At 38.0% G+C, this 20295-nt stretch carries 17 protein-coding genes and 1 riboswitch; of the genes, 15 read left to right on the forward strand and 2 right to left on the reverse strand.

Annotated elements, in window-relative coordinates; genetic code table 11:
• Nucleotides 1-74 precede the first annotated feature (74 nt).
• From ACTJJF_RS17725 to ACTJJF_RS17775, 11 genes are all read left to right on the forward strand, one after another.
• Complete coding sequence (locus ACTJJF_RS17725; protein WP_312299060.1) at nucleotides 75-704, forward strand: TetR/AcrR family transcriptional regulator; 630 nt, start codon at nucleotides 75-77, stop codon at nucleotides 702-704.
• A gap of 103 nt (nucleotides 705-807) precedes the next feature.
• A complete protein-coding gene (locus tag ACTJJF_RS17730) occupies nucleotides 808-1803 on the forward strand; it encodes an outer membrane protein assembly factor BamD (RefSeq protein ID WP_123843727.1) in 996 nt (331 codons plus the stop codon).
• A gap of 42 nt (nucleotides 1804-1845) precedes the next feature.
• On the forward strand, nucleotides 1846-2169 hold the full coding sequence (locus ACTJJF_RS17735) for a DNA-directed RNA polymerase subunit omega (protein ID WP_027372958.1): 324 nt from the start codon (nucleotides 1846-1848) through the stop codon (nucleotides 2167-2169).
• A 122-nt stretch (nucleotides 2170-2291) separates the two neighbouring features.
• Nucleotides 2292-3497, forward strand: a complete 1206-nt coding sequence (coaBC, locus tag ACTJJF_RS17740; RefSeq protein WP_440700508.1) for a bifunctional phosphopantothenoylcysteine decarboxylase/phosphopantothenate--cysteine ligase CoaBC — start codon at nucleotides 2292-2294, stop codon at nucleotides 3495-3497.
• A 113-nt stretch (nucleotides 3498-3610) separates the two neighbouring features.
• Nucleotides 3611-4516 (forward strand): DUF4835 family protein, encoded by a 906-nt coding sequence (locus ACTJJF_RS17745; protein WP_312299054.1) that lies wholly within the window; start codon nucleotides 3611-3613, stop codon nucleotides 4514-4516.
• Nucleotides 4517-4790: 274 nt separating this feature from the next.
• A complete protein-coding gene (locus ACTJJF_RS17750) occupies nucleotides 4791-6440 on the forward strand; it encodes a DNA repair protein RecN (protein WP_312299053.1) in 1650 nt (549 codons plus the stop codon).
• 116 nt (nucleotides 6441-6556) lie between these two features.
• On the forward strand, nucleotides 6557-8023 hold the full coding sequence (locus ACTJJF_RS17755; protein WP_440700509.1) for a DUF5687 family protein: 1467 nt from the start codon (nucleotides 6557-6559) through the stop codon (nucleotides 8021-8023).
• Nucleotides 8024-8026: 3 nt separating this feature from the next.
• On the forward strand, nucleotides 8027-8746 hold the full coding sequence (locus ACTJJF_RS17760; RefSeq protein WP_440700510.1) for an ABC transporter ATP-binding protein: 720 nt from the start codon (nucleotides 8027-8029) through the stop codon (nucleotides 8744-8746).
• A gap of 136 nt (nucleotides 8747-8882) precedes the next feature.
• Entirely contained in the window at nucleotides 8883-9443 is a 561-nt protein-coding gene (locus ACTJJF_RS17765) for an RNA polymerase sigma factor (protein ID WP_440700511.1), read from the forward strand.
• Nucleotides 9430-10041, forward strand: coding sequence for a hypothetical protein (locus ACTJJF_RS17770; RefSeq protein ID WP_440700512.1), 612 nt, complete (start codon nucleotides 9430-9432; stop codon nucleotides 10039-10041). The genes ACTJJF_RS17765 and ACTJJF_RS17770 overlap by 14 nt, the downstream gene beginning before the upstream one ends.
• Nucleotides 10042-10072: 31 nt before the next feature.
• Nucleotides 10073-11110, forward strand: coding sequence for a porin family protein (locus ACTJJF_RS17775; RefSeq protein ID WP_440700513.1), 1038 nt, complete (start codon nucleotides 10073-10075; stop codon nucleotides 11108-11110).
• 83 nt (nucleotides 11111-11193) lie between these two features.
• Here the strand turns inward: ACTJJF_RS17775 and fumC are convergent, their stop codons facing one another.
• On the reverse strand, nucleotides 11194-12588 hold the full coding sequence (fumC, locus tag ACTJJF_RS17780) for a class II fumarate hydratase (protein WP_440700514.1): 1395 nt from the start codon (nucleotides 12586-12588) through the stop codon (nucleotides 11194-11196).
• A 138-nt stretch (nucleotides 12589-12726) separates the two neighbouring features.
• Between fumC and ACTJJF_RS17785 the strand changes: the two genes are divergently transcribed.
• Nucleotides 12727-14334 carry a fumarate hydratase gene (locus ACTJJF_RS17785; RefSeq protein ID WP_440700515.1) on the forward strand — a complete coding sequence of 536 codons (1608 nt, stop codon included), beginning with the start codon at nucleotides 12727-12729 and terminating at the stop codon, nucleotides 14332-14334.
• Between the two features lie 93 nt (nucleotides 14335-14427).
• Nucleotides 14428-14712 (forward strand): hypothetical protein, encoded by a 285-nt coding sequence (locus tag ACTJJF_RS17790; protein ID WP_174715423.1) that lies wholly within the window; start codon nucleotides 14428-14430, stop codon nucleotides 14710-14712.
• Between the two features lie 202 nt (nucleotides 14713-14914).
• Here ACTJJF_RS17790 and ACTJJF_RS17795 read toward each other — a convergent pair whose 3' ends face one another.
• Complete coding sequence (locus ACTJJF_RS17795) at nucleotides 14915-15787, reverse strand: helix-turn-helix domain-containing protein (protein ID WP_312299035.1); 873 nt, start codon at nucleotides 15785-15787, stop codon at nucleotides 14915-14917.
• A gap of 154 nt (nucleotides 15788-15941) precedes the next feature.
• Between ACTJJF_RS17795 and ACTJJF_RS17800 the strand changes: the two genes are divergently transcribed.
• Nucleotides 15942-16994 (forward strand): T9SS type A sorting domain-containing protein, encoded by a 1053-nt coding sequence (locus tag ACTJJF_RS17800; RefSeq protein WP_440700516.1) that lies wholly within the window; start codon nucleotides 15942-15944, stop codon nucleotides 16992-16994.
• A 199-nt stretch (nucleotides 16995-17193) separates the two neighbouring features.
• On the forward strand, nucleotides 17194-20028 hold the full coding sequence (locus ACTJJF_RS17805) for an alpha-amylase family glycosyl hydrolase (RefSeq protein ID WP_440700517.1): 2835 nt from the start codon (nucleotides 17194-17196) through the stop codon (nucleotides 20026-20028).
• A gap of 97 nt (nucleotides 20029-20125) precedes the next feature.
• Nucleotides 20126-20231: riboswitch (SAM riboswitch) on the forward strand.
• Nucleotides 20232-20295 lie beyond the last annotated feature (64 nt).

The raw sequence follows: 20295 nt of genomic DNA on the forward strand, positions 1-20295 counted from the left end.
AATTAATGTAAAATTATTAAACGATCGTTTATAAATCTGTTAAAAATTTCTTAACTTTACTCAAACTGCACTTTATGAAAAAAAAATTTACAGAAAAACAGATTCACATATTAGATATTGCGGAAGAGCTGATCGCAAAAAAAGGATATGAGGGAACTTCTGTAAGGGATATCTGTTCCAAAGCAAATATTAATGTCGCCATGATCTCTTATTACTTCGGTTCTAAAGAGAAAATGATGTCTTACCTTTATCAGTACAGGGTTCTGAAGACCAGAGAAAACTTTTCAGAATTTGCGGATACCATTAAAGATGGAAAGCCTGAAATGCAGATGCGTGAAATGATCAAATACATCGTTTCCCAGCTGTTCAAATACAATTATTTCCATGGATTTGTGACCCAGGAACTTCGCCATACAGAAAACCTGAAAGATGAACTGCTGGATTTTTATCAGTTATTTGTAAAAAAACTGGATGAAGTCATTAAAAAAGGTGTCGCCTCCGGAGTTTTTACCTTCACTCCAAAGCCTGAAGATATTCTCACCATGATTATTGGTTCCACATTATTTGTGATCAGGAATAAAAACTTTTATGAGCTTTACGTTCCCAGTAAAAATGAAGAGACCTACAACAAAGAAGCGGAAAAAAAGGTGAGAATGAATCTTTTATTAAGTGTTTTTGCCATTTTGGGATACGCTGCAGACTAAAATTACGTTAAATATTCATAAAAAAAAATCTATTGACAAAAAAGTTATATTTTTGCAAATTAGTAAATCGGCTGTATAATCCGAAAACTGTTGAATTTTTTATATGAAAAAATATATTTTAGGTCTTTTTGCTGTAGCAGTGATTGCGTCTTGTGTAAGCCAGCAGGAAAGAGCAATGAGAAGTGCAGACAAAGATTTTATCTTAAAAGCGGCTAATGAAAACTTTGCTAAGAAAAAATGGAAAAATGCATTGGCACTTTATGACAGACTTGCTAATCTTGTAGCAGGAACAGATGATTTTCCTAATGTAGGCTTCAATACCGCATATGCCAACTATTATGACAAAAGTTATAAGCTGGCCGGTCATCAGTTTAAGAATTTTGCAGTGAATTTCCCAAAAGATCCGAGAGCAGAAGAAGCAGCTTATATGTCTGCATTGTGCTACTATGAAGGGTCTATGGATTATAATCTGGACCAGTCCAGTACCGAATTGGCTATTAATGAGCTTCAGGATTTCCTTACCAATTATCCGAATTCTGAAAGATCTAAAAATATCTCCCAGCTTATTGATGAGCTGGCTTATAAACTAGAATTTAAAGCATACGAAAACGGACGTCAGTACTTTAAAATGGGGGACTACAAAGCAGCAGGCGTAGCATTGGAAAATGTACTGGAAGACTTCCCAAGTACAAAACTTCGTCCGAAGATCTATGATTATATCATGAAATCCCGTTACGAGCTGGCGATGAAATCTGTTTATAATCTTAAGGAAGAGCGTATTGAAAGTGCCTTAACCTATACAAAACTGGTAGAGAAAGAACTGCCAAATACAGAATATTCAAAATCTGCTGTAGATCTCAGAGGAAAACTGGAGAAAGAAAAACAGAATTTTGCTGTGGTGAAGAAGCAGACAGAAGAAAGAATGGCTGCGTTAAATGCAAAACAGAAAAAACAGGCCGAAAAATTAGCTGAAGCCAATAAAACCGAACAGCAGATCAAAGATCAGATCAGTCATGAAAAGCAGGCAAAGCAGATGCAGAGGGATAGTGCAGCGCTTAAGACCCCTCCTCCTGCAGCGACTTTCAAAATTCAAAGATAATTCGTAAATTTGCCATCTTAAAATAAAAATAATTTTCTCAAAATGAGTGTAAAAGATACAAAAGCAGAAGTAAATACTATTACTTACGACAAAGATAAGATTGAAGATAAAGTAGGTTCAATCTATGAAGCTATTGTTATCATGGGAAAGAGAGCAGAGCAGATCAATGCGGAGATCCGTACGGAACTTCACAACAAATTGGATGAATTTGCCGTTCACAATTCTACATTAGAAGAGGTTTTCGAAAACAGAGAACAGATTGAGATCTCTAAACATTACGAAAAACTTCCAAAGCCAACTTCAATTGCTATCGAAGAATGGTTAAATGAAGATATCTATTTCAGAAAAACAGAAGACAGAAAGTAATCATCTGTGTTTTTTATAAACAAAGGTCATAAAGGAATGAAGTTCTTTTATGACCTTTGCTGTTTTAAAGCCTGATTGTGGGAAAAAATAAGTATTTTAGTATTTCAAAAAATTAAAACTAAATGAGTGTTTCCGGTAAAAAAATACTGATCGCCGTTTCCGGAGGAATTGCAGCTTACAAAATTCATTTTCTGATAAGGGATTTTGTGAAAAAAGGAGCAGAAGTACAGGTAATAATGACACCCGATTCAGAACATTTTGTAACAAAACTGAGTTTGTCTACCTTGTCTAAAAAGCCTGTTTATTCAGACTTTTATGGTGATAACGGAACCTGGAACAGTCATGTGGAGCTTGCATTATGGGCTGATGTGATGATTGTAGCTCCTTGTACGGCAAACACCCTGTCTAAAATGGTTCACGGTGCTTGCGATAATCTGGTAATTGCTACTTATATGTCTGCGAAATGTCCGGTTTTCATCGCACCGGCGATGGATTTGGATATGTATGCACATCCCTCTACAAAGAAAAATCTGGAACTGGCAGCAAGTTTCGGCCATATCATAATCCCGGCAGAAAGCGGAGAATTGGCAAGCGGTCTCATCGGACAGGGAAGAATGGCAGAGCCCACCACTATTTTTGCTACTGTTGAACGATTTTTTGCTGAAAGTGTACAGACCAGAAGCCTTGAAGGAAAAACTGTTTTAATTACAGCAGGACCCACTTATGAAGCGATTGATCCTGTAAGGTTTATCGGGAATCATTCTTCCGGAAAAATGGGCTTTTCCCTTGCTGAAGAGGCTTCAAAGAGAGGAGCAAAGGTGATTCTTATTTCAGGGCCAAGCGTCCAGACTCTAAACGATCCCAATGTGGAATTGTATAAAGTGACTTCCGCCAAAGAAATGCTGGCGAAAGTATTTGAGTTTTACGACAGAATCGATATCGGAATTGCAAGTGCAGCCGTAGCAGATTATGCACCGAAAGAAGTAGCCAAAGAAAAAATCAAGAAAAATGACGATAACCTTACCATTGAACTGGTAAAGAATCCGGATATCCTTAAAACAATGGGCGAAAAGAAAACCCATCAGTTTCTGGTCGGATTTGCCCTGGAAACCCAGAATGAGGAAGAAAATGCAAAAGGAAAACTGGAAAAGAAAAATCTGGATATGATTGTCCTGAACTCCCTGCGGGATGAAGGTGCCGGATTTAAAAATGATACCAACAAAATCAAGATATTTACCAAAACAGAAAAGAAAGAATTCGACCTGAAATCTAAAGATGATGTAGCCCGTGATATTCTCAATTTTGTTGAGTCTCAACTTTTAAAATAATTTTAATAAATTTCCGTTCTCAATTTTTAATAGACAGTGAAATCGTGAGAAAGGTAAATATCTATGAATACATTGCGATTACAGAGGTCATTTAAAAAACAATAAGTCTCCATATGAAAAAAATTATAAGTTTATTTTTTCTGTTTTTTCTGTATACTCAAAGTTTTTCTCAGGAATTGCTTGCTACAGTTCAGGTAAATTCCCAGCAGATAGGAGGAAGTAATCAGCAGGCCTTTAAAGCACTGGAAAAAAGTCTCAGAGATTTCATTAATAACACCAGCTGGACTGGGAAAAAACTTCAGAATTTTGAAAAAATAAAATGTGGATTTGCCATTGTTATTTCAGAAAGAGACGTGAACAAATTCAAAGGGTCTATCGTTGTTCAGGCAGTACGCCCTGTTTACAACACCAACTATGAAACTCCTCTTCTGAACCTTCAGGACCAGAGGTTTGCCTTTGAATATATTGAAAATGAAAACCTTATCTTCAATGAAAGACAGTTTTCAGGTAAAAACCTTACAGATGTGATCAGCTTCTACATTTACCTTATTCTGGGCTATGATGCAGACAGCTTTCAATCGATGGGAGGTACACAATGGTTTGCAAAAGCTCAGCAAATCGCTCAGAATTCACAGAACAGAAACTATGAAGGGTGGAATACCATCAATGAGCCGAGAAGCCGTACCATCCTGATCAATGAAATTATCAACCCGAACTGGAGCCAGCTACGCTCTACAATGTATACCTATCACAGAGCCGGATTGGATAATCTTTTCAATCAAGATCAGACTGCAGGCAAAAAAGTGATCTTTGATGCCCTGATGCAGTTGAAAATGTATGAAAACTCCTTTCAGCAGGCATTCTTTTTCAATCTTTTTATGGATACCAAAAGTGATGAGATCTTCAATATTTTCAATTCCGGAAATAACGGTGGCTTAATGCTTAACGATTTAAAGCAGACCATGATCATCCTTTCTCCGAAAAACATTGATAATAAATGGAATAAATGGAAGGTCTAGGATCTATGGATGATAACAGAAAATGTTTTCAGTTACGGCTATAATTTTAAAGTAACCCTTAAGGGCCTTCAATAGCTGTAAGGCTTTTTTGAACCGGAATTGAGATAACATGAATGATTTGCTGTAAAAGCGATTGTCATTTCAGGATTGGTGAAAGGGGATTCCTCTTTCAATAGAGGTATTTAAAAAATTTAATAGGATTGCCATACCCTGACTATTGAATACTGATTTCTAAAGTTCTATATTTGCATTTAAAGTAATCCGTCATTTATCAATGCTTTCGAGAATTTACATTAAAAATTTTGCTCTGATTGATACCCTTGATGTATCATTGAAAAATGGTTTACAGGTCATAACCGGTGAAACAGGAGCAGGAAAATCTATCATTTTAGGAGCACTTCGCCTGATTTTAGGCGAAAGAGCTGATGTAAAATCCATTGCGAAAGCAGAAGAAAAGAGCGTGGTGGAAACTGAGTTTAATCTTAACAATCAGTTTAAGAAATTTTTCATCGAAAACGATCTGGATTACGAGCATCAGACCATTATCAGAAGGGAAATTCTTCCTTCAGGAAAATCAAGGGCATTTATCAACGATGTTCCGGTGACGCTGGATGTTCTCCGGGAACTTTCTTCCCAGCTGATCGATATCCATTCGCAGTTTGAAACCTCCAATCTTTTTACCTCAGAATATCAGTTTAAAATTATTGACGGACTTTCCGAAAATAAAAAGATCATCGAAGAATATCAGCAGGAATTTTCTGACTTTCAGAATCTGAAGGTCCTTCTTAAAAAGTTGAAGGTACAGCTTTCAGAAGCCAATAAAGAAAGTGACTATAAAGAATTTCTACTCAATGAGCTGGAAGAACTGAAGCTTGATGATATAGATTTTGAAGATATTAAAAACCAGCTTTCCATTCAGGAAAATGCAGGCATGATCTCCGAAAATGTAGGGCAGATCTTGTCCCGCTTCCATCAGGAGGAAATCGGAATTCTTTCTTTCTTTAATGAAGCTAAAGCCAAACTTTCGAAGATTTCCGGGGTTTCTGCCAGCTTTGCAGAACTTGATCAAAGACTGGAAACCTCCTTTGTGGAATTAAAAGATATCATTTCCGAGTTGGAACATGAGGCTGAACGGGTTGAGATCAATCCTGAAAATTTACTATATCTTACAGATCTTAATAATAAAATCAATGCCTTATTCCTGAAGCATAATGTTTCGGATCTTGATGAACTGATAGACATCAGAAACCAGTTGGCCGGTGATCAGAAAGGAGCATCCGAGCTGGAATTACAGATTACAGAAACAGAAGAAAATATAACTGAAAAAGAAAAACAGTTACAGGTTCTTGCTGAAAAACTATCAAAAAACCGTAAAAAAAATATTCCTGTTTTTATAAAAAAAGCAGAAGGTCTTCTTAAAAAACTGGGGCTTGAGAAAGCAAAAGTAGATATAGAACTGCAGGATGCTCAGGAGTTCAACCCATTTGGAAAAGAGAATATTCAACTGTTATTTCAGGCCAATTCCGGGTTCCCGTTAAAGCCGATTCAGACTGCCATTTCAGGAGGTGAAAGATCAAGAGTAATGCTTGCTGTAAAGAAGATCATTGCAGAAAGTGATGAGCTTCCTACCCTTATTTTAGATGAGATTGACACCGGAGTTTCCGGTAAAGTAGCTGAGGAGATCGGAAATCTGATGCGTGAAATGTCTGAAGATATGCAGCTGATCGTGATTTCTCACCTGGCACAGGTGGCTGCAAAAGGAAATGACAACTATAAAGTAGTGAAGCAGGACATTGCAGGAAGAACACAATCTACCATCATCCCTTTAAATGATGAAGAAAAGCTGAATGAAATTGCACAGCTCCTTTCCGGAAGTAAGATAACGGAAGCAGCTTTGGCGCAGGCGAAAGAGCTTATAGGATAGAACCTAAACTGTAAACTTTCAATGATTACCGTATATATTCTTTGTTGATGGAATCATATTCGTGAGAAATTTGTAACGTTTTTAGCATTATACTTACTAATGTAGAAAACTAACATATGTTTCTGAAGTTCCTCAGGCTTGAAATCAAAAGCTTTTTCCGTGGCAGTTCTTTAGGGATCAATCTCGCCATGAAAATTTTCCGTTTTATAGGAATTCTTTATTTCATGGGATGTCTTGTAGGTGGTGCTTTTATTGTCTTTTTCTATGTACAGGAAGAATTGCATCAGGATCCTTTAAAGCTGGTGTCAAAATTCATGATCGTGGCATGGATTATTGATCTTATGGTGAAATACCTCTGGCAGGAAATTCCCACACAGAATATAAAGCCATTTCTTACGCTGAATATCAGAAAAAATACACTGGTCAATTATATGCTGATCAAAACTTTTCTTTCAGCATTCAGCTGGCTAAGCTCACTTTTCTTTATTACCTTTTCTGCCATTGCATTATTCAACGGATATAGCATTTCAGGCGTATTGGTATGGCTGACAGGAATTCTCTCGTTGCTTTATCTGAATAACTTTATCAATATTTTCTTTAACGGGAAAGAAATTCTGGCCACTGTAGTCGGAATATGTTTTTTGAGCATCGGGGCTCTGGCTTATTATAATATTGTTCCCGTTCTGTTTTACTCCGGATCAGTTTTCTACAGCTTTTATGAGAAACCTTATTATGCTTTGATTCCGGTTGCTTTATTTGCCGGTTTATGGGCTTTGTGCTTCAGGTATCTACGGAAAGAATTCTATCTGGATCAGGGACTTGAAGCCAAAAAAACCGTAGGAAAAACAGAAAATATTGCTTTTTTAAATAAGTACGGTGCTATCGGGACATTTATCAACAATGATATTAAAATGTTGAAACGTAACAAAGTCACGAAAGGAATCTTGCTGGGGAGCTTTATGTTTCTGTTTTACGGACTCTTAATGCTCACTTCACCTTTGTATAAAACACCGGCCATGATTATGGTGATGGGGCTTTTCGTTACAGGAGGCTTTCAGTTTTTATTCGGGCAGAGAGTTCCGGCCTTTGACAGCTCCTACTATCCTCTGATGATGACGTTGAATGTACCCTACAAAGAATATCTGAAGGCCAAATGGTGGCTGATGAATATAATAACAGGAGCCTCTATGATTATTGCTTTGTTCTATACATATTTTGGCTGGGAATTATATATTACCTTTCTAGCGGCAGGAGTATATAATATCGGGGTGAATTCTCAGTTTACGCTCTGGTCGGGAGCATTCAATAAAACCCAGATTGACCTTAATTCAAAAGAAAAAAGACTTGGCCAGAAAGGAAGCTTCAATATGGTTGCTTTGCTTCTGCTGATCCCTAAAATGTTACTTCCAATGGGCGTTTTTGCTTTGGCAAAATATTTCTTCGGAATTACAACAGGAGTGGTAAGTATTGCCATTATAGGACTTGCAGGCTTTTTGTTGAGAGAAAAGATCTTTGATATTATCGTAAAACATTATAAAAAAGAAAAATACAGCACATTGGATGCTTTTAAAAATAAAGAATAAGCCATGATCAGTATAAATAATCTATCCAAAACATACGGAACAGCAACGGTTCTGAAAATTGAACATCTTGAAATTCCAAACGGCGAAACCTTTGGCCTCGTAGGAAATAACGGGGCAGGCAAGACCACTCTTTTCAGCCTGATGCTGGATCTGATACAGGCTACAACAGGATTTGTAAGCATTGACGGCATAAAAGTCAGTGAATCTGAAGCCTGGAAAAATAAAGTTTCAGCCTTTGTAGACGATACCTTTCTCATTGGTTACCTGACACCAGAAGAATATTTCTATTTTATTGGTGAGCTGAGAGGTCAGAACAAAGCTTCCGTAGATGAATTTCTGAAACCTTTTCATGATTTTTTTAATGGAGAGATCCTTATATCTGGGAAGTATATCCGTGACCTTTCAAAAGGAAATCAGAAAAAAGTAGGTATTGTAGGGGCCATCATCGGAAACCCGGAAATCATTATTCTTGATGAACCTTTTGCCAATCTCGACCCGTCTACCCAGATCAAACTGAAAAATCTGATCCGGGAATTGTCTAAGCAGGATGGGGTGACCTTTCTGATCTCGAGTCACGACCTGTCTCATACCACAGAGGTTTGTAACAGAATTGTGGTGGTAAACAAAGGACAGATGGTAAAGGATATCCGGACCAACCCTGAAACGCTGAAAGATCTGGAACAGTACTTTGCAGATCAGGTTTCCGGATCAGAAATCGGATAAATAAAAGTATAGAGAGGTAGGAAAGCTTTGTTTTTTCTGCCTTTTTTAATGAATAGAACAGCTTTAGAGTAAAAAAATATTTTTTTGTGTAACCTTTTTCAATTTTTATTGTCTTTAGATTAGAAACAGCATTAGAATGAAACTTTTGTTCGGAAATAAAAAGGATGATCTGCTAAGCCGCCTGAAGAAACAGGATCCGGCAGCACAGAAACTTTTCTATGATCAGAATGTGAAAAAATTTCTGAGTATAAGCAAAAGCTATGTCAGTGACGGGTATCAGGCTGAAGATTGTCTCATTAAAGCATTCTGTAAAATCTTTAAACATATAGAAAGCTTCAGGGGAGAATCAAACCTGGAGAGTTGGGCAAGACGGATTGTTGTAAACGAATGCCTGAATTTTATCAAAAGCCATAAAACGGTATTCTATCTGGATGAGATCAATCAGTCTTTTCATGAGGATTTTCACGAGCCGGACATTGATTTTGATTTTAATGCGCAGGAACTGCTGGATCAGCTGCCGGATGCGTACAGGATGGTTTTCAATCTTTATGTGCTGGAAGAGTATTCCCATCAGGAAATTGCCGATACTTTGCAGATCTCAACGGCGGTGAGCAAAACACAATTGTTCCGGGCAAAGGAAAAATTAAGAAAGATTTACTTTCAACAACAAAAAAAAATGAAAAATGAACACATCTAAAGATAACCTTGAGTTCCAGATCAAAAAACAGATCGATGAACGGGAAATTGCCCCTTCACGGGATCTTTGGTCTGAAATTGAGCTTCAGAATACAATGAATGCCCAATCTAAATTTAAAATAAACCGGTTGCTGATGGCAGCGTGCCTGATATTAACTTTCAGCCTCGGAACCGTTCTGTATTTCCTTAGCGGAACTTCTGAAACCCAGCCGCAGATCGTAGAAACAGCTGTACATTCAATTGATCAGCAACATATTATAAAAGAACCTGCACAGAATAACGTTGCTCTGACGAATAAGAAAAACGGAAAAAAAGAAGTGAAAAAAATAACTTCTCCACAGGAAACAGAAACCATTTCCGCACTGGCTATTGACGAAAAGAAAGTGATCCTTAAAGACGCCGCTTCCGATAAAAAGCTTGTTCCTATTCAGATTTCTAACCCGAAAATCATAGCTAAAGCCGATTCTGCGAAAATTCCAGGCAAAAAGAAAAAATATGTAGACCCTTCTACGCTGCTCTTTTCAGTAGAACATAAAGACGTCATTGAAAAAACGAAAGACGGAAGCAATGTTGCCACAATAGAGCTGAATGCCAAATAATTTATCCGTTAAATAATTAAAAATTAATACTATGATCAAGAAATTAATCCTGATGGGACTGGTGTGCTTTTTCTCAGCATCATTCCATGCACAAAAGACATTGAACATCAATCTGTCTAAAAAGGATACTGAGGTAAGTCCTATTGTGAAAGAAAAGGTAGAGGAATATGCTGCTAAGATCAACGCTATCATTCAGGAAGAAAAGAAGCTGATGGAGGCTGAACTTGAGGTTTTGAAAGCCAGAAATCTTGATAAAGCCGATTTTGACAGAGAAAAAGCTCAGATTGCAGACCGTTATTCTGAAAAAATGGATAAGAGAATTGAAGAACTGGGATTTGATCTGGATGATGTTATTCAGAAACAGGTAAGATATTCACTTTTAAATACGGATGTTACTTCTAACGAGGAGCTTAAAGAAAAGCTTTTAAAGAAATTCCGCCCTACCAGAAGCTTTAGCGGGTACTTTTCTTATGGGATCATGACATTAACGAACAATCTTTCCGATAATGAACTCGATAAAAACATTGGTTATGCCAACAATCTTGAATTTGGATTGAAATTGAATTATCAGCTTAGCAGAACAAGTCCATGGGCTGTTATTTCCGGGCTGGGGTTTTCATGGAGAACCATCAGAGCGGATAATAATATGTTTTTTACAAAAGATCCCGGATATGGCGTTGCTCTTAGCCAATATAACGGGAATCTGGATAAAAGTAAGTTGAGAACAGGTTATATCATAGTTCCGCTTGGGATACAGTATAATTTTTCAAAGCTTAAAAACGCAGGGATGGATATCCAGTATCGCAGCTATGGCAGAGGATTTAAAATAGGAGCCAATCTATATGGAGGGGTAAAAATGTCTACCAATAATATTGTAAAAGGAAATGACGGGGAGATCAGAGACAGGGGAAATTATCAGGTAAATCCTTTTGTATACGGAGCACAGCTTACCTTCTCTTATAATGGTTTCAGCCTTTTTGTGAAAAAAGATTTCAGTAATTTCTTTAAAGACAGCTATTTTAAAAATGATAAAGCCCTGATCTTTGGTTTAGCTATCGGATTAGATTAAATAATAGCATTCATATTAACTGAAAACTCCGGAGCCATTTTGGCTCCGGAGTTTTATTATAATCTATGAATAAATCAGGTATTTTATTTCAGGCTTCCCACCATATCTTCAGGTTTTACCCATTCATCAAACTGTTCTGTCGTGACAAGACCCAGATTGATGGCTTCTTCTTTAAGTGTTGTACCGTTTTTATGAGCTGTTTTGGCAATCTTTGCTGCGTTTTCATAGCCGATATGAGTATTCAGAGCTGTAACAAGCATTAAGGATTTGTCTACCAGTTCTTTAATTCTCTCGTGATTAGGTTCGATACCTACAGCACAGTGATCATTGAATGAAATACATGCATCAGCGATCAATTGAGCAGACTGTAAGAAATTGTAAGCCATTACAGGTTTAAAAACGTTCAGTTCATAATTCCCCTGAGTTCCTGCAAAAGAAATAGTAGTGTCATTTCCGAGAACCTGTGCACAAACCATTGTTAATGCTTCGTTCTGAGTAGGATTTACTTTCCCCGGCATAATAGAAGATCCCGGTTCGTTTTCAGGAATAAAGATTTCTCCGATTCCCGAACGTGGTCCTGAAGCAAGCAATCTGATATCCTGAGCGATTTTGAATAATGAAACAGCAAGTTGTTTTAAAGCGCCGTGACTTTCAACAATGGCGTCATGAGCAGCCAGTGCCTCAAATTTATTTTCAGCGGTAATGAAAGGAAGATTTGTAAACCTGGCAATATATTCAGCTACTTTTACATCGTAGCTGTTAGGTGTGTTCAACCCCGTACCTACAGCGGTTCCGCCTAATGCAAGTTCGGAAAGGTGAGGCAAAGTATTCTTTAAAGCTCTCAAGCCAAACTCCAGCTGGGCAACATATCCTGAAAATTCCTGTCCCAGAGTAAGCGGTGTAGCATCCATCAGGTGGGTTCTACCGATCTTTACCACATCTTTGAATGCCTGAGACTTTTCAGCAAGGGTATTTTTCAGCTTTTCTACAGCAGGGATCGTAACTTCCACTACTTTTTTATAAGCAGCAATGTGCATTGCCGTAGGATAGGTGTCATTGGATGACTGAGATTTATTTACATCATCATTGGGGTGAACCTCAGATTTTTCTCCTAAAGTTCCGCCGTTATTCACATGGGCCCTGTTTGAAATTACTTCATTGACATTCATATTGGATTGCGTCCCCGAGCCGGTCTGCCAGATTACCAGAGGGAACTGATCATCGAGTTTACCTTCAAGAATTTCCTCACAAACTTTAGCGATCATATCCCTTTTCTCTGCGGGAAGCACCCCAAGATCGGTGTTGGTAAATGCTGCTGCCTTTTTCAGATAAGCAAAGGCCTCAATAATTTCGTGCGGCATAGAACCTTCCGGCCCGATTTTAAAATTGTTTCTGGAACGTTCCGTCTGTGCACCCCAAAGCTTGTCTGCAGGAACCTGCACTTCTCCCATGGTGTCTTTTTCGATTCTGTAATTCATTGTGATTGAAATTTTTATAAAGTTACTGATAACCGAAGAATTCCGCAATTTATAATCATTATAAATATCAATTGAAATGACTGATTTTACTCATATTTTTTTAATGGAAGCCGTATTTTTGTACAAACAAAAAATTGAATGGAATTTAGATATCAGGATCCGTATCCAATTCAGAAAGATGATACGGTGTACAAAAAGCTTACATCAGATTATGTAAAGGTTGAAAAACTTGGTGACAGAGAAATTTTAACTGTTGATCCAAAAGGATTGGAATTATTGGCTGAGGAAGCTATGGCAGACGTTTCATTCATGTTACGTTCCTCTCATTTGGAGAGTCTTAAAAGAATTATTGATGATCCGGAAGCTACGGATAATGACAGATTCGTTGCTTATAACCTTTTACAGAATGCTGCGGTAGCTGCTGAAGGAGCTCTACCTTCATGTCAGGATACAGGAACTGCAATTGTAATGGGTAAAAAAGGGGAAAACGTTTATACAGGAGTAGATGACGGTGAATACCTGAGCAAAGGGATTTACAATACCTATCAGAAAAGAAACCTAAGATATTCGCAGGTGGTTCCTTTAACCATGTTTGACGAGAAGAATTCAGGGTCAAACCTTCCGGCACAGATCGATATCTATGCCAAAAAAGGAGATTATTATGAATTCTTATTCTTAACGAAAGGAGGAGGTTCTGCCAATAAAACATTCTTATACCAGAAGACCAAGTCTTTACTGAACGAAAAATCTCTTGAAGAATTCATCAAAGAAAAGATCTCAGATCTTGGGACGGCAGCCTGCCCGCCTTACCACTTAGCTTTGGTGATCGGGGGAACTTCTGCAGAAGCCAACCTTGCTGCTGTAAAGAAAGCTTCCGCAAAATATTATGACAATCTTCCGACAGAAGGAAACGAAGCCGGCCAGGCATTCAGAGATCTTGAATGGGAAGCAAAAGTGCAGAAGATATGCCAGGAAAGTGCTATCGGAGCACAGTTTGGAGGGAAATACCTTACGCATGACGTAAGAGTGATCAGACTTCCGAGACATGCTGCATCATGCCCTGTAGGAATGGGAGTATCCTGTTCTGCAGACAGAAACATCAAAGGGAAAATTACTAAAGAAGGAATCTTCCTTGAGCAGCTGGAGCAGGATCCTAAGAGATTCTTGCCGGATACTCCTCCACATTTGGAAGAAGCCGTTGAGGTTAACCTGAATAAACCAATGCCGGAAATTCTTGCTGAACTTTCAAAATATCCGATCAAAACCAGATTAAAACTGAACGGAACATTGATCGTAGCAAGAGATATTGCTCACGCAAAAATCAAAGAAATTATCGACAGCGGGAAACCAATGCCGGAATATTTCAAAAACCACCCGATCTATTATGCAGGACCTGCAAAAACTCCGGAAGGAATGGCTTCAGGAAGTTTCGGACCTACAACTGCCGGAAGAATGGATGTATATGTAGATGAATTCCAGAGCCATGGAGGAAGTATGATCATGCTGGCCAAAGGAAACAGAAGCAAAGATGTGACCAATGCCTGCAACAAATACGGAGGTTTCTACCTTGGATCTATCGGTGGGCCTGCAGCAATTCTTGCCAAAGATAATATTGTGTCTGTAGATGTGGTAGACTTCCCGGAATTAGGAATGGAAGCAGTAAGAAAAATCGAGGTAAAAGACTTCCCGGCATTCATCATTACTGATGATAAAGGAAATGATTTCTTCGCAGATCTTGCTCATTAATTAGTTTAAAATTAAAATAAATAATAAAATAGAGCACTGATCTTTTGTGTAAAAAGGAAAAAAGCTTTATTTTTGCCTAAAATCTTTAAGAGAATGATAACGATATTATCAGCATTTTGGCCGTTCTACCAGTTCCTATGGACTGTTTTCTTCATCACTATGTTCTTAGTGGGATTCTGGTGTATTTTCATGTTCTTCGGATTAGTAATCCCAATGTGGTTAACTGAAGGTTTGAAAGAATATTTCGGAAAAGTAAAACCTTTCGATCCAGAAGATATCAGAAGAAAGCTTATTACGGAGCAGGAAGGTGTAGAAACAATCTACAGTCAGCCTAAAGGAAACGGACCTTTCATTCACGATCACGGACATCATCATTAATTGATTGTCATTGCTTTTTCACCTGAATTCTGAAAAAGTAATATCAAAGCAAAACAACATATATAAAACCGCTTAAGCAATTAGGCGGTTTTTCTTATATAAATGAAAAGCTGTAGATTGTCATTTTAAACTGGCCGGAAAGTTTAGTCAATAAATTTCCTCTTGCAGTTCAGTCTTTCCAACATAACCAGACCAATACAGACTATTTATTATTTCTTAGATTTTCAGGGGATATCCCGAACTTCTTTTTGAAAGCACGGGTAAAATTCTGGAGATATTCATATCCGCATTCAATCGCAATTTCCTTGATCATAATATCTTTGTCCGTTATCATTTTTTTAGCCTTCATCATTCGGAGTTCTGACATATAATGAGCAATAGTGGTATGATATTGAGCCTTAAATTCCTTTCTTATGCTGTTTTCATTCATCCCCATGAGCTTTCCGATCTCTTCTGCTTTTATATTTCTGTGGTAATTTTCATCGATGAATTTTCTGATCATTTCAGGCGTTTTTGGAGTCGCTTCCAATGCGTTTTTTTCATTGAATTGTTCAAAAATAAGGATGAGCAGCTTGATGATTTTAGCTTCTATAAATAATTTCTGCAAAATTCCTTTCTTGGCAGAGTTCAGAATTTCATTGAGGATTATATGCATTTCAACCGTCATATCAGGTGGGGTTTCCTTATGAAGAAATATGAAGTTGTTTTGAGTCATATTCTTCAGAAGTTCTGCATTTTCATGGCTGAGTTCCGGTTTAATCAGATTTAAAACAAATGAATAGCTGAAGTGGATCTGTAAGTAATTAAGGGGAGCCTGATCGGTCGTCCATAGTTCCGCTATAGTTTTCTCAGGAGAAAAATGTAAAATATATTGATTCTTTCTGAATAGAATTGTTGTACTGCAATCCCTGGTTTCCATATGAATATCGGAACTTAACAAAAAGAGAATTACAAAGCCAGGCTTTCTCTTAAGTCTGGAAGACTTTAAAAGATATTCATTATCCGAATCATTCTGCATTACAATTTCAATATCCTCCGATCTGAAGACCATTCTATTGTTTGCATTCTCTCTCATACAACATATTTTACTAAATCAGGTACAAATCAAAAAGCACTTCCTGGCCTATCAGGATAACCAAAAAGTGGAAAATGATAACCCGGTATTAATCCGGAGCGGTACTTTTGCGCAAAATTAAATTAAATTTAGAATAAATAAAAATAATGTTCATATGATTGAAGATTTATATTTTACCATACGAAAGTTATGTAGCGGAATAATGCTGGTAATCATAGCCGGAAATGCATTACAGGCACAGGGAACAGGAGCTCCGCAAAACTGTAATAATGCAGATCCGGGAAATAATACCGGTGATGTAGGATGTGTGAATTTTATTTATCAGGGACAGCCCGTAACATATACAACAGTAAGAGCAGGAGACGGAAATATATGGTTGCAGCAGAATCTGGGAAGCCTGCAGGTAGCCAATATGGCAGAAGATGAAAAGGCATATGGGGATTTCTTCCAGTGGGGAAGATGGGATGACGGGCATCAGCTGAGAAACTCTCCTTTGACATCAGCTCCACAATTGAATGCTCCGGATGGATTGGCAGGTACACAGTCATTTATCACAGGTTCACCGGCATGGTGGGAGGTGAATGCCACTACAGATGCCTGGACAGGAAAAGACCTAACCGAAATTACGAATACAACAGGGGTAGATCCGTGTAAGGCAATAGGCCCGGATTGGAAAATGCCATCCCAGGTAGAATGGAAAACGATTGTAGGTGTTGAAAGCATTACCAGTCCGTCAAAAGCATATGGAAGCCATTTAAAACTTCCGGCTGCAGGAAGCCGAAGTCATATAGACGGAACATTTTCTTTTGTTGGAAAAAGAGGATATTACTGGAGTTCAGATCCGACTGGAATTGGAGGGAAGTATCTCTATATTGGAACCACCATTTCAAATGCGGCAGCAGGAGCACCAAAAGGGCAGGGAGCATCCGTAAGATGCATTAAACCGGCAGCTTCATTAAGCACTTCAGAGATCAGACTGAATAAGCAGATTTCAGGAGTGTATCCGAATCCTGTAAAAGATATTCTTTCCATTAAAACAGAATCGTCTATCGAAAAGGTAAATGTTATGAATGCAACAGGACAGAAAATGAAAGTTGAGTTTTCATATAACAGGGTTAATATGAGCGGGCTGAATGCCGGATTGTATTGGGTAGAGATAACACTTAAAAATGGAGAAATTATTTCTAAAAAGATTATAAAAAACTAATCCTTTGCCGGGTTGGAATCAATATATCGGAAGATTTTTCGTTCATGTAAAAATATAGTTCATTACAATTACTTTTATTGGAAGGCTCATGAAATTTTCATGGGTCTTTTTTTATTGATCATATAAAGATTTGTTGAGAACAGCTTAAAAATAGAGCCTGAAAAAGAAAATTAATCCTATATTCGATAAAAATAAAGATATGGAAAAATTATATTCTGTTATTTTTCTGCTCATTGCAACTGTTGCTTTCGGACAGATCAATTATACCATTGCACCCAATCCTTTTAATGAAACCGATGCCATTACCTTAACCATACCGGGAGATCAGATTGATGAAACGGCCTGGGGTGTTTCCAATAATTCAATTTATATCTGGTCATGGTCTTTTGATACCAATTACCAGAACAGCCAGGACTGTCCTACAAATGGCAGCTGGAATAATTCCAATGACCTGAATAAACTGAGTTATAATGCAGGAACTGATACCTATTCCCTGACATTGACCCCCACAGCATTTTTCGGGCGAACCGGAATCGGAAGATTTGGATTTTTATTAAAAGATAAAACAGGAAGTCATCAGACCTCACCGGATATCTTTGTGAATGTAGGTATTTTAAATCTGAATCTGACCAATCCGCTTGCTAACAGCCTTACTTCAGTGCCGGCAGGAAATACCATTAATATTACTGCTTCCACCAATGTCAATGCAACATTTCAGTTAAAGGCTAATGGAACGCTAGTGAATTCTACTACTTCTCCGTCACAGTCTTTTTCTTATAACTATACTGTTTCACAGGATGCTGACATGGAATTGGTTGCCACGCAGGGAAGCAACTCCAAAACAGCGACATTTACTTTACAGACCCCCAGAAATGTAGTATCCGAAGCTATTCCGAACTGGATCAGACAAGGGATCAATTATCATCCTACCGATCAGACCATCATAGGTCTTGCTTTATACGCTCCCGGGAAAAATTTTGTACATGTGATCGGAAGCTTCAATAGCTGGACGGTAAACGATACTTACCTGATGAAAAGAGATACTGCAAATCCTGACCTCTACTGGATAGAGCTTAATGGTCTAACTCCGCAGCAGTTATACTCCTTCCAATACAGAACAAACGACCTGAAAAAAGTAGCAGATCCCTATTCTCCACAAATCTTATCTTCCTATGATGATCAGTGGATCTCACCTTCTACTTATCCGAATTTATCGGCATTTCCGGCAGGGCAGGGCTTTGAGGTTTCGACTTTTAAAACAGGGCAGACTCCTTACAACTGGCAGGTTACCAATTTCCAGAGACCCGCCAAAGAAGATCTTATTGTCTATGAATTATTATTAAGAGACTTTACTCAGGAAAAAAACTGGCAATCACTGATCAATAAAATTTCTTACCTGAAGAATTTAAAAATCAATGCAATAGAGCTGCTTCCTGTCATGGAATTTGATGGTAATCTTTCATGGGGATATAATACCTCTTTCCATTATGCGCTGGATAAGGCGTATGGAACTCCTGAAAAATTTAAAGAATTTGTAGACCTGTGCCATCAGAACGGAATTGCCGTTATTCTTGATGTTGCATTTAACCACGCAACTGGCCGTTCACCTTTGGTAAGACTCTGGAATATTGATCCTGATGGAGACGGCTATGGTGATGTTGCTCCAGATAACCCTTATTTCAATCAGGTTCCGAAACATTCTTATAATGTATTTAATGATTTTAACCATACCAGCCCTTCAACGCAATATTACGTTGAAAGATGTCTCCAGCAATGGCTCACCGAATACCGTATTGACGGGTTCCGTTGGGATCTTACCAAAGGATTTACCCAAAGCTGTTCTGAAAACGATGAAGCCTGTACCAATGCTTATCAGCAGGACAGAGTAGACATCATGAAGCATTATGCAGACAGACAATGGGCTATAGACCCGAATTCATACATGATTTTTGAACATCTGGGAACAGATGCTGAAGAGCAGCAGTGGGCAAATTACAGAGTGGCGGAAGGAAAAGGAGTAATGCTTTGGAACAAACAGACAGACCCTTACAATCAAAATACGATGGGGTATAAAGAAAACAGCAATTATGACCGGATGAATCACAGTCTTCATGGCTTTAATGAAATGCGTGCTGTAGGCTATGGAGAAAGTCACGATGAAGAAAGGCTGATGTTTAAAAATCTCGCTTACGGTGCTGTTAATGGAGGTTATAATGTGAAAAACCTCAATACCGCTCTGGAAAGAATGAAAGCATTTGGAGCCACATTCTTTACCATTCCCGGTCCGAAAATGATCTGGCAGTTTGGAGAATTAGGATATGAATTCAGTATCAACAGATGTGCGAACGGTACAATCGACAGCGGATGCAGGACAGATGAAAAACCTGTTGCATTCACATTAGGCTATGATACGGATGCAGCAAGAAAATCTGTATATGATACCTGGGCAAAGATTATCAACATCAGAAACAGTCATCAGGTTTTTAAATCCAAAACCTATACTATAGAATCTAATAATCTCACCAATGATCCGGACGGGCTTATTACAAGAATTTATGTGTATGATAATACGATCAGTGGAGTGAAGAATGTAGTGGTACTGGCAAACTACAGTACTTCCGTGCAAAATGTGATTCCTTATTTACCTTATACAGGACAATGGCAGAACCTGATGGATGATACCATTCTGAATATGACATCTACTACAACTCTGGTTACACTGCAACCCGGAGAATTCAGAATTCTTGGAAATTACACCGGATCTTTATCTACTACAGATGTGAATGCAGAACACAGATTATCTCTTCAGATTGCTGATAATCCTGTAAAAGACGGTAATGTCAAATTGATTTATCACAAAGCTAAAAACGGCGAAATTATCATTTCAGAAATGAGTGGTAAAAAACTGGATACTTTCAAACTGAATAATGAAACCGGAAGCTATGAGCTGAAAGTAAATTATCCGGCAGGAATTTACCTGGTACAGTTGAAATCAGAAACAGGAATGGCTATTCAAAAAATGATCATAAAATAATACAAAGGCAAATTGGCGAAACAGCTGATTTGCCTATTTTCTTTGTCGGAATGAGTCCTTTTTTGCATATTTGAAAAATTAGTCTACCTTTGCACTAGAGTTATCAAGAAAGGTGGAGGGATTTGGCCCAATGAAACCTTAGCAACCAACACAATTCCAGAAGTGTAAAGGTGCTAATTCCAACCCAATGGGGGAGATAAGTGAAGTCAATATTCTTATATGAATTCCATTTCTTGAAGTCTTGTGTATCTGCATATTGATCTGCAG

Origin of the sequence: Chryseobacterium sp. 22458, assembly GCF_052044975.1 — a bacterium.
In the GTDB taxonomy this organism is placed as follows: Bacteria; Bacteroidota; Bacteroidia; order Flavobacteriales; family Weeksellaceae; genus Chryseobacterium.

Excerpts from the sequence above, each read along its gene's own strand:
- ACTJJF_RS17725 (WP_312299060.1), top strand. The coding sequence starts at position 75 with ATGAAAAAAAAATTTACAGAAAAACAGATTCACATATTAGATATTGCG.
- ACTJJF_RS17730 (WP_123843727.1), top strand. The coding sequence starts at position 808 with ATGAAAAAATATATTTTAGGTCTTTTTGCTGTAGCAGTGATTGCGTCT.
- ACTJJF_RS17735 (WP_027372958.1), top strand. The coding sequence starts at position 1,846 with ATGAGTGTAAAAGATACAAAAGCAGAAGTAAATACTATTACTTACGAC.
- coaBC (WP_440700508.1), top strand. The coding sequence starts at position 2,292 with ATGAGTGTTTCCGGTAAAAAAATACTGATCGCCGTTTCCGGAGGAATT.
- ACTJJF_RS17745 (WP_312299054.1), top strand. The coding sequence starts at position 3,611 with ATGAAAAAAATTATAAGTTTATTTTTTCTGTTTTTTCTGTATACTCAA.
- ACTJJF_RS17750 (WP_312299053.1), top strand. The coding sequence starts at position 4,791 with ATGCTTTCGAGAATTTACATTAAAAATTTTGCTCTGATTGATACCCTT.
- ACTJJF_RS17755 (WP_440700509.1), top strand. The coding sequence starts at position 6,557 with ATGTTTCTGAAGTTCCTCAGGCTTGAAATCAAAAGCTTTTTCCGTGGC.
- ACTJJF_RS17760 (WP_440700510.1), top strand. The coding sequence starts at position 8,027 with ATGATCAGTATAAATAATCTATCCAAAACATACGGAACAGCAACGGTT.
- ACTJJF_RS17765 (WP_440700511.1), top strand. The coding sequence starts at position 8,883 with ATGAAACTTTTGTTCGGAAATAAAAAGGATGATCTGCTAAGCCGCCTG.
- ACTJJF_RS17770 (WP_440700512.1), top strand. The coding sequence starts at position 9,430 with ATGAACACATCTAAAGATAACCTTGAGTTCCAGATCAAAAAACAGATC.
- ACTJJF_RS17775 (WP_440700513.1), top strand. The coding sequence starts at position 10,073 with ATGATCAAGAAATTAATCCTGATGGGACTGGTGTGCTTTTTCTCAGCA.
- fumC (WP_440700514.1), bottom strand. The coding sequence starts at position 12,588 with ATGAATTACAGAATCGAAAAAGACACCATGGGAGAAGTGCAGGTTCCT.
- ACTJJF_RS17785 (WP_440700515.1), top strand. The coding sequence starts at position 12,727 with ATGGAATTTAGATATCAGGATCCGTATCCAATTCAGAAAGATGATACG.
- ACTJJF_RS17790 (WP_174715423.1), top strand. The coding sequence starts at position 14,428 with ATGATAACGATATTATCAGCATTTTGGCCGTTCTACCAGTTCCTATGG.
- ACTJJF_RS17795 (WP_312299035.1), bottom strand. The coding sequence starts at position 15,787 with ATGAGAGAGAATGCAAACAATAGAATGGTCTTCAGATCGGAGGATATT.
- ACTJJF_RS17800 (WP_440700516.1), top strand. The coding sequence starts at position 15,942 with ATGATTGAAGATTTATATTTTACCATACGAAAGTTATGTAGCGGAATA.
- ACTJJF_RS17805 (WP_440700517.1), top strand. The coding sequence starts at position 17,194 with ATGGAAAAATTATATTCTGTTATTTTTCTGCTCATTGCAACTGTTGCT.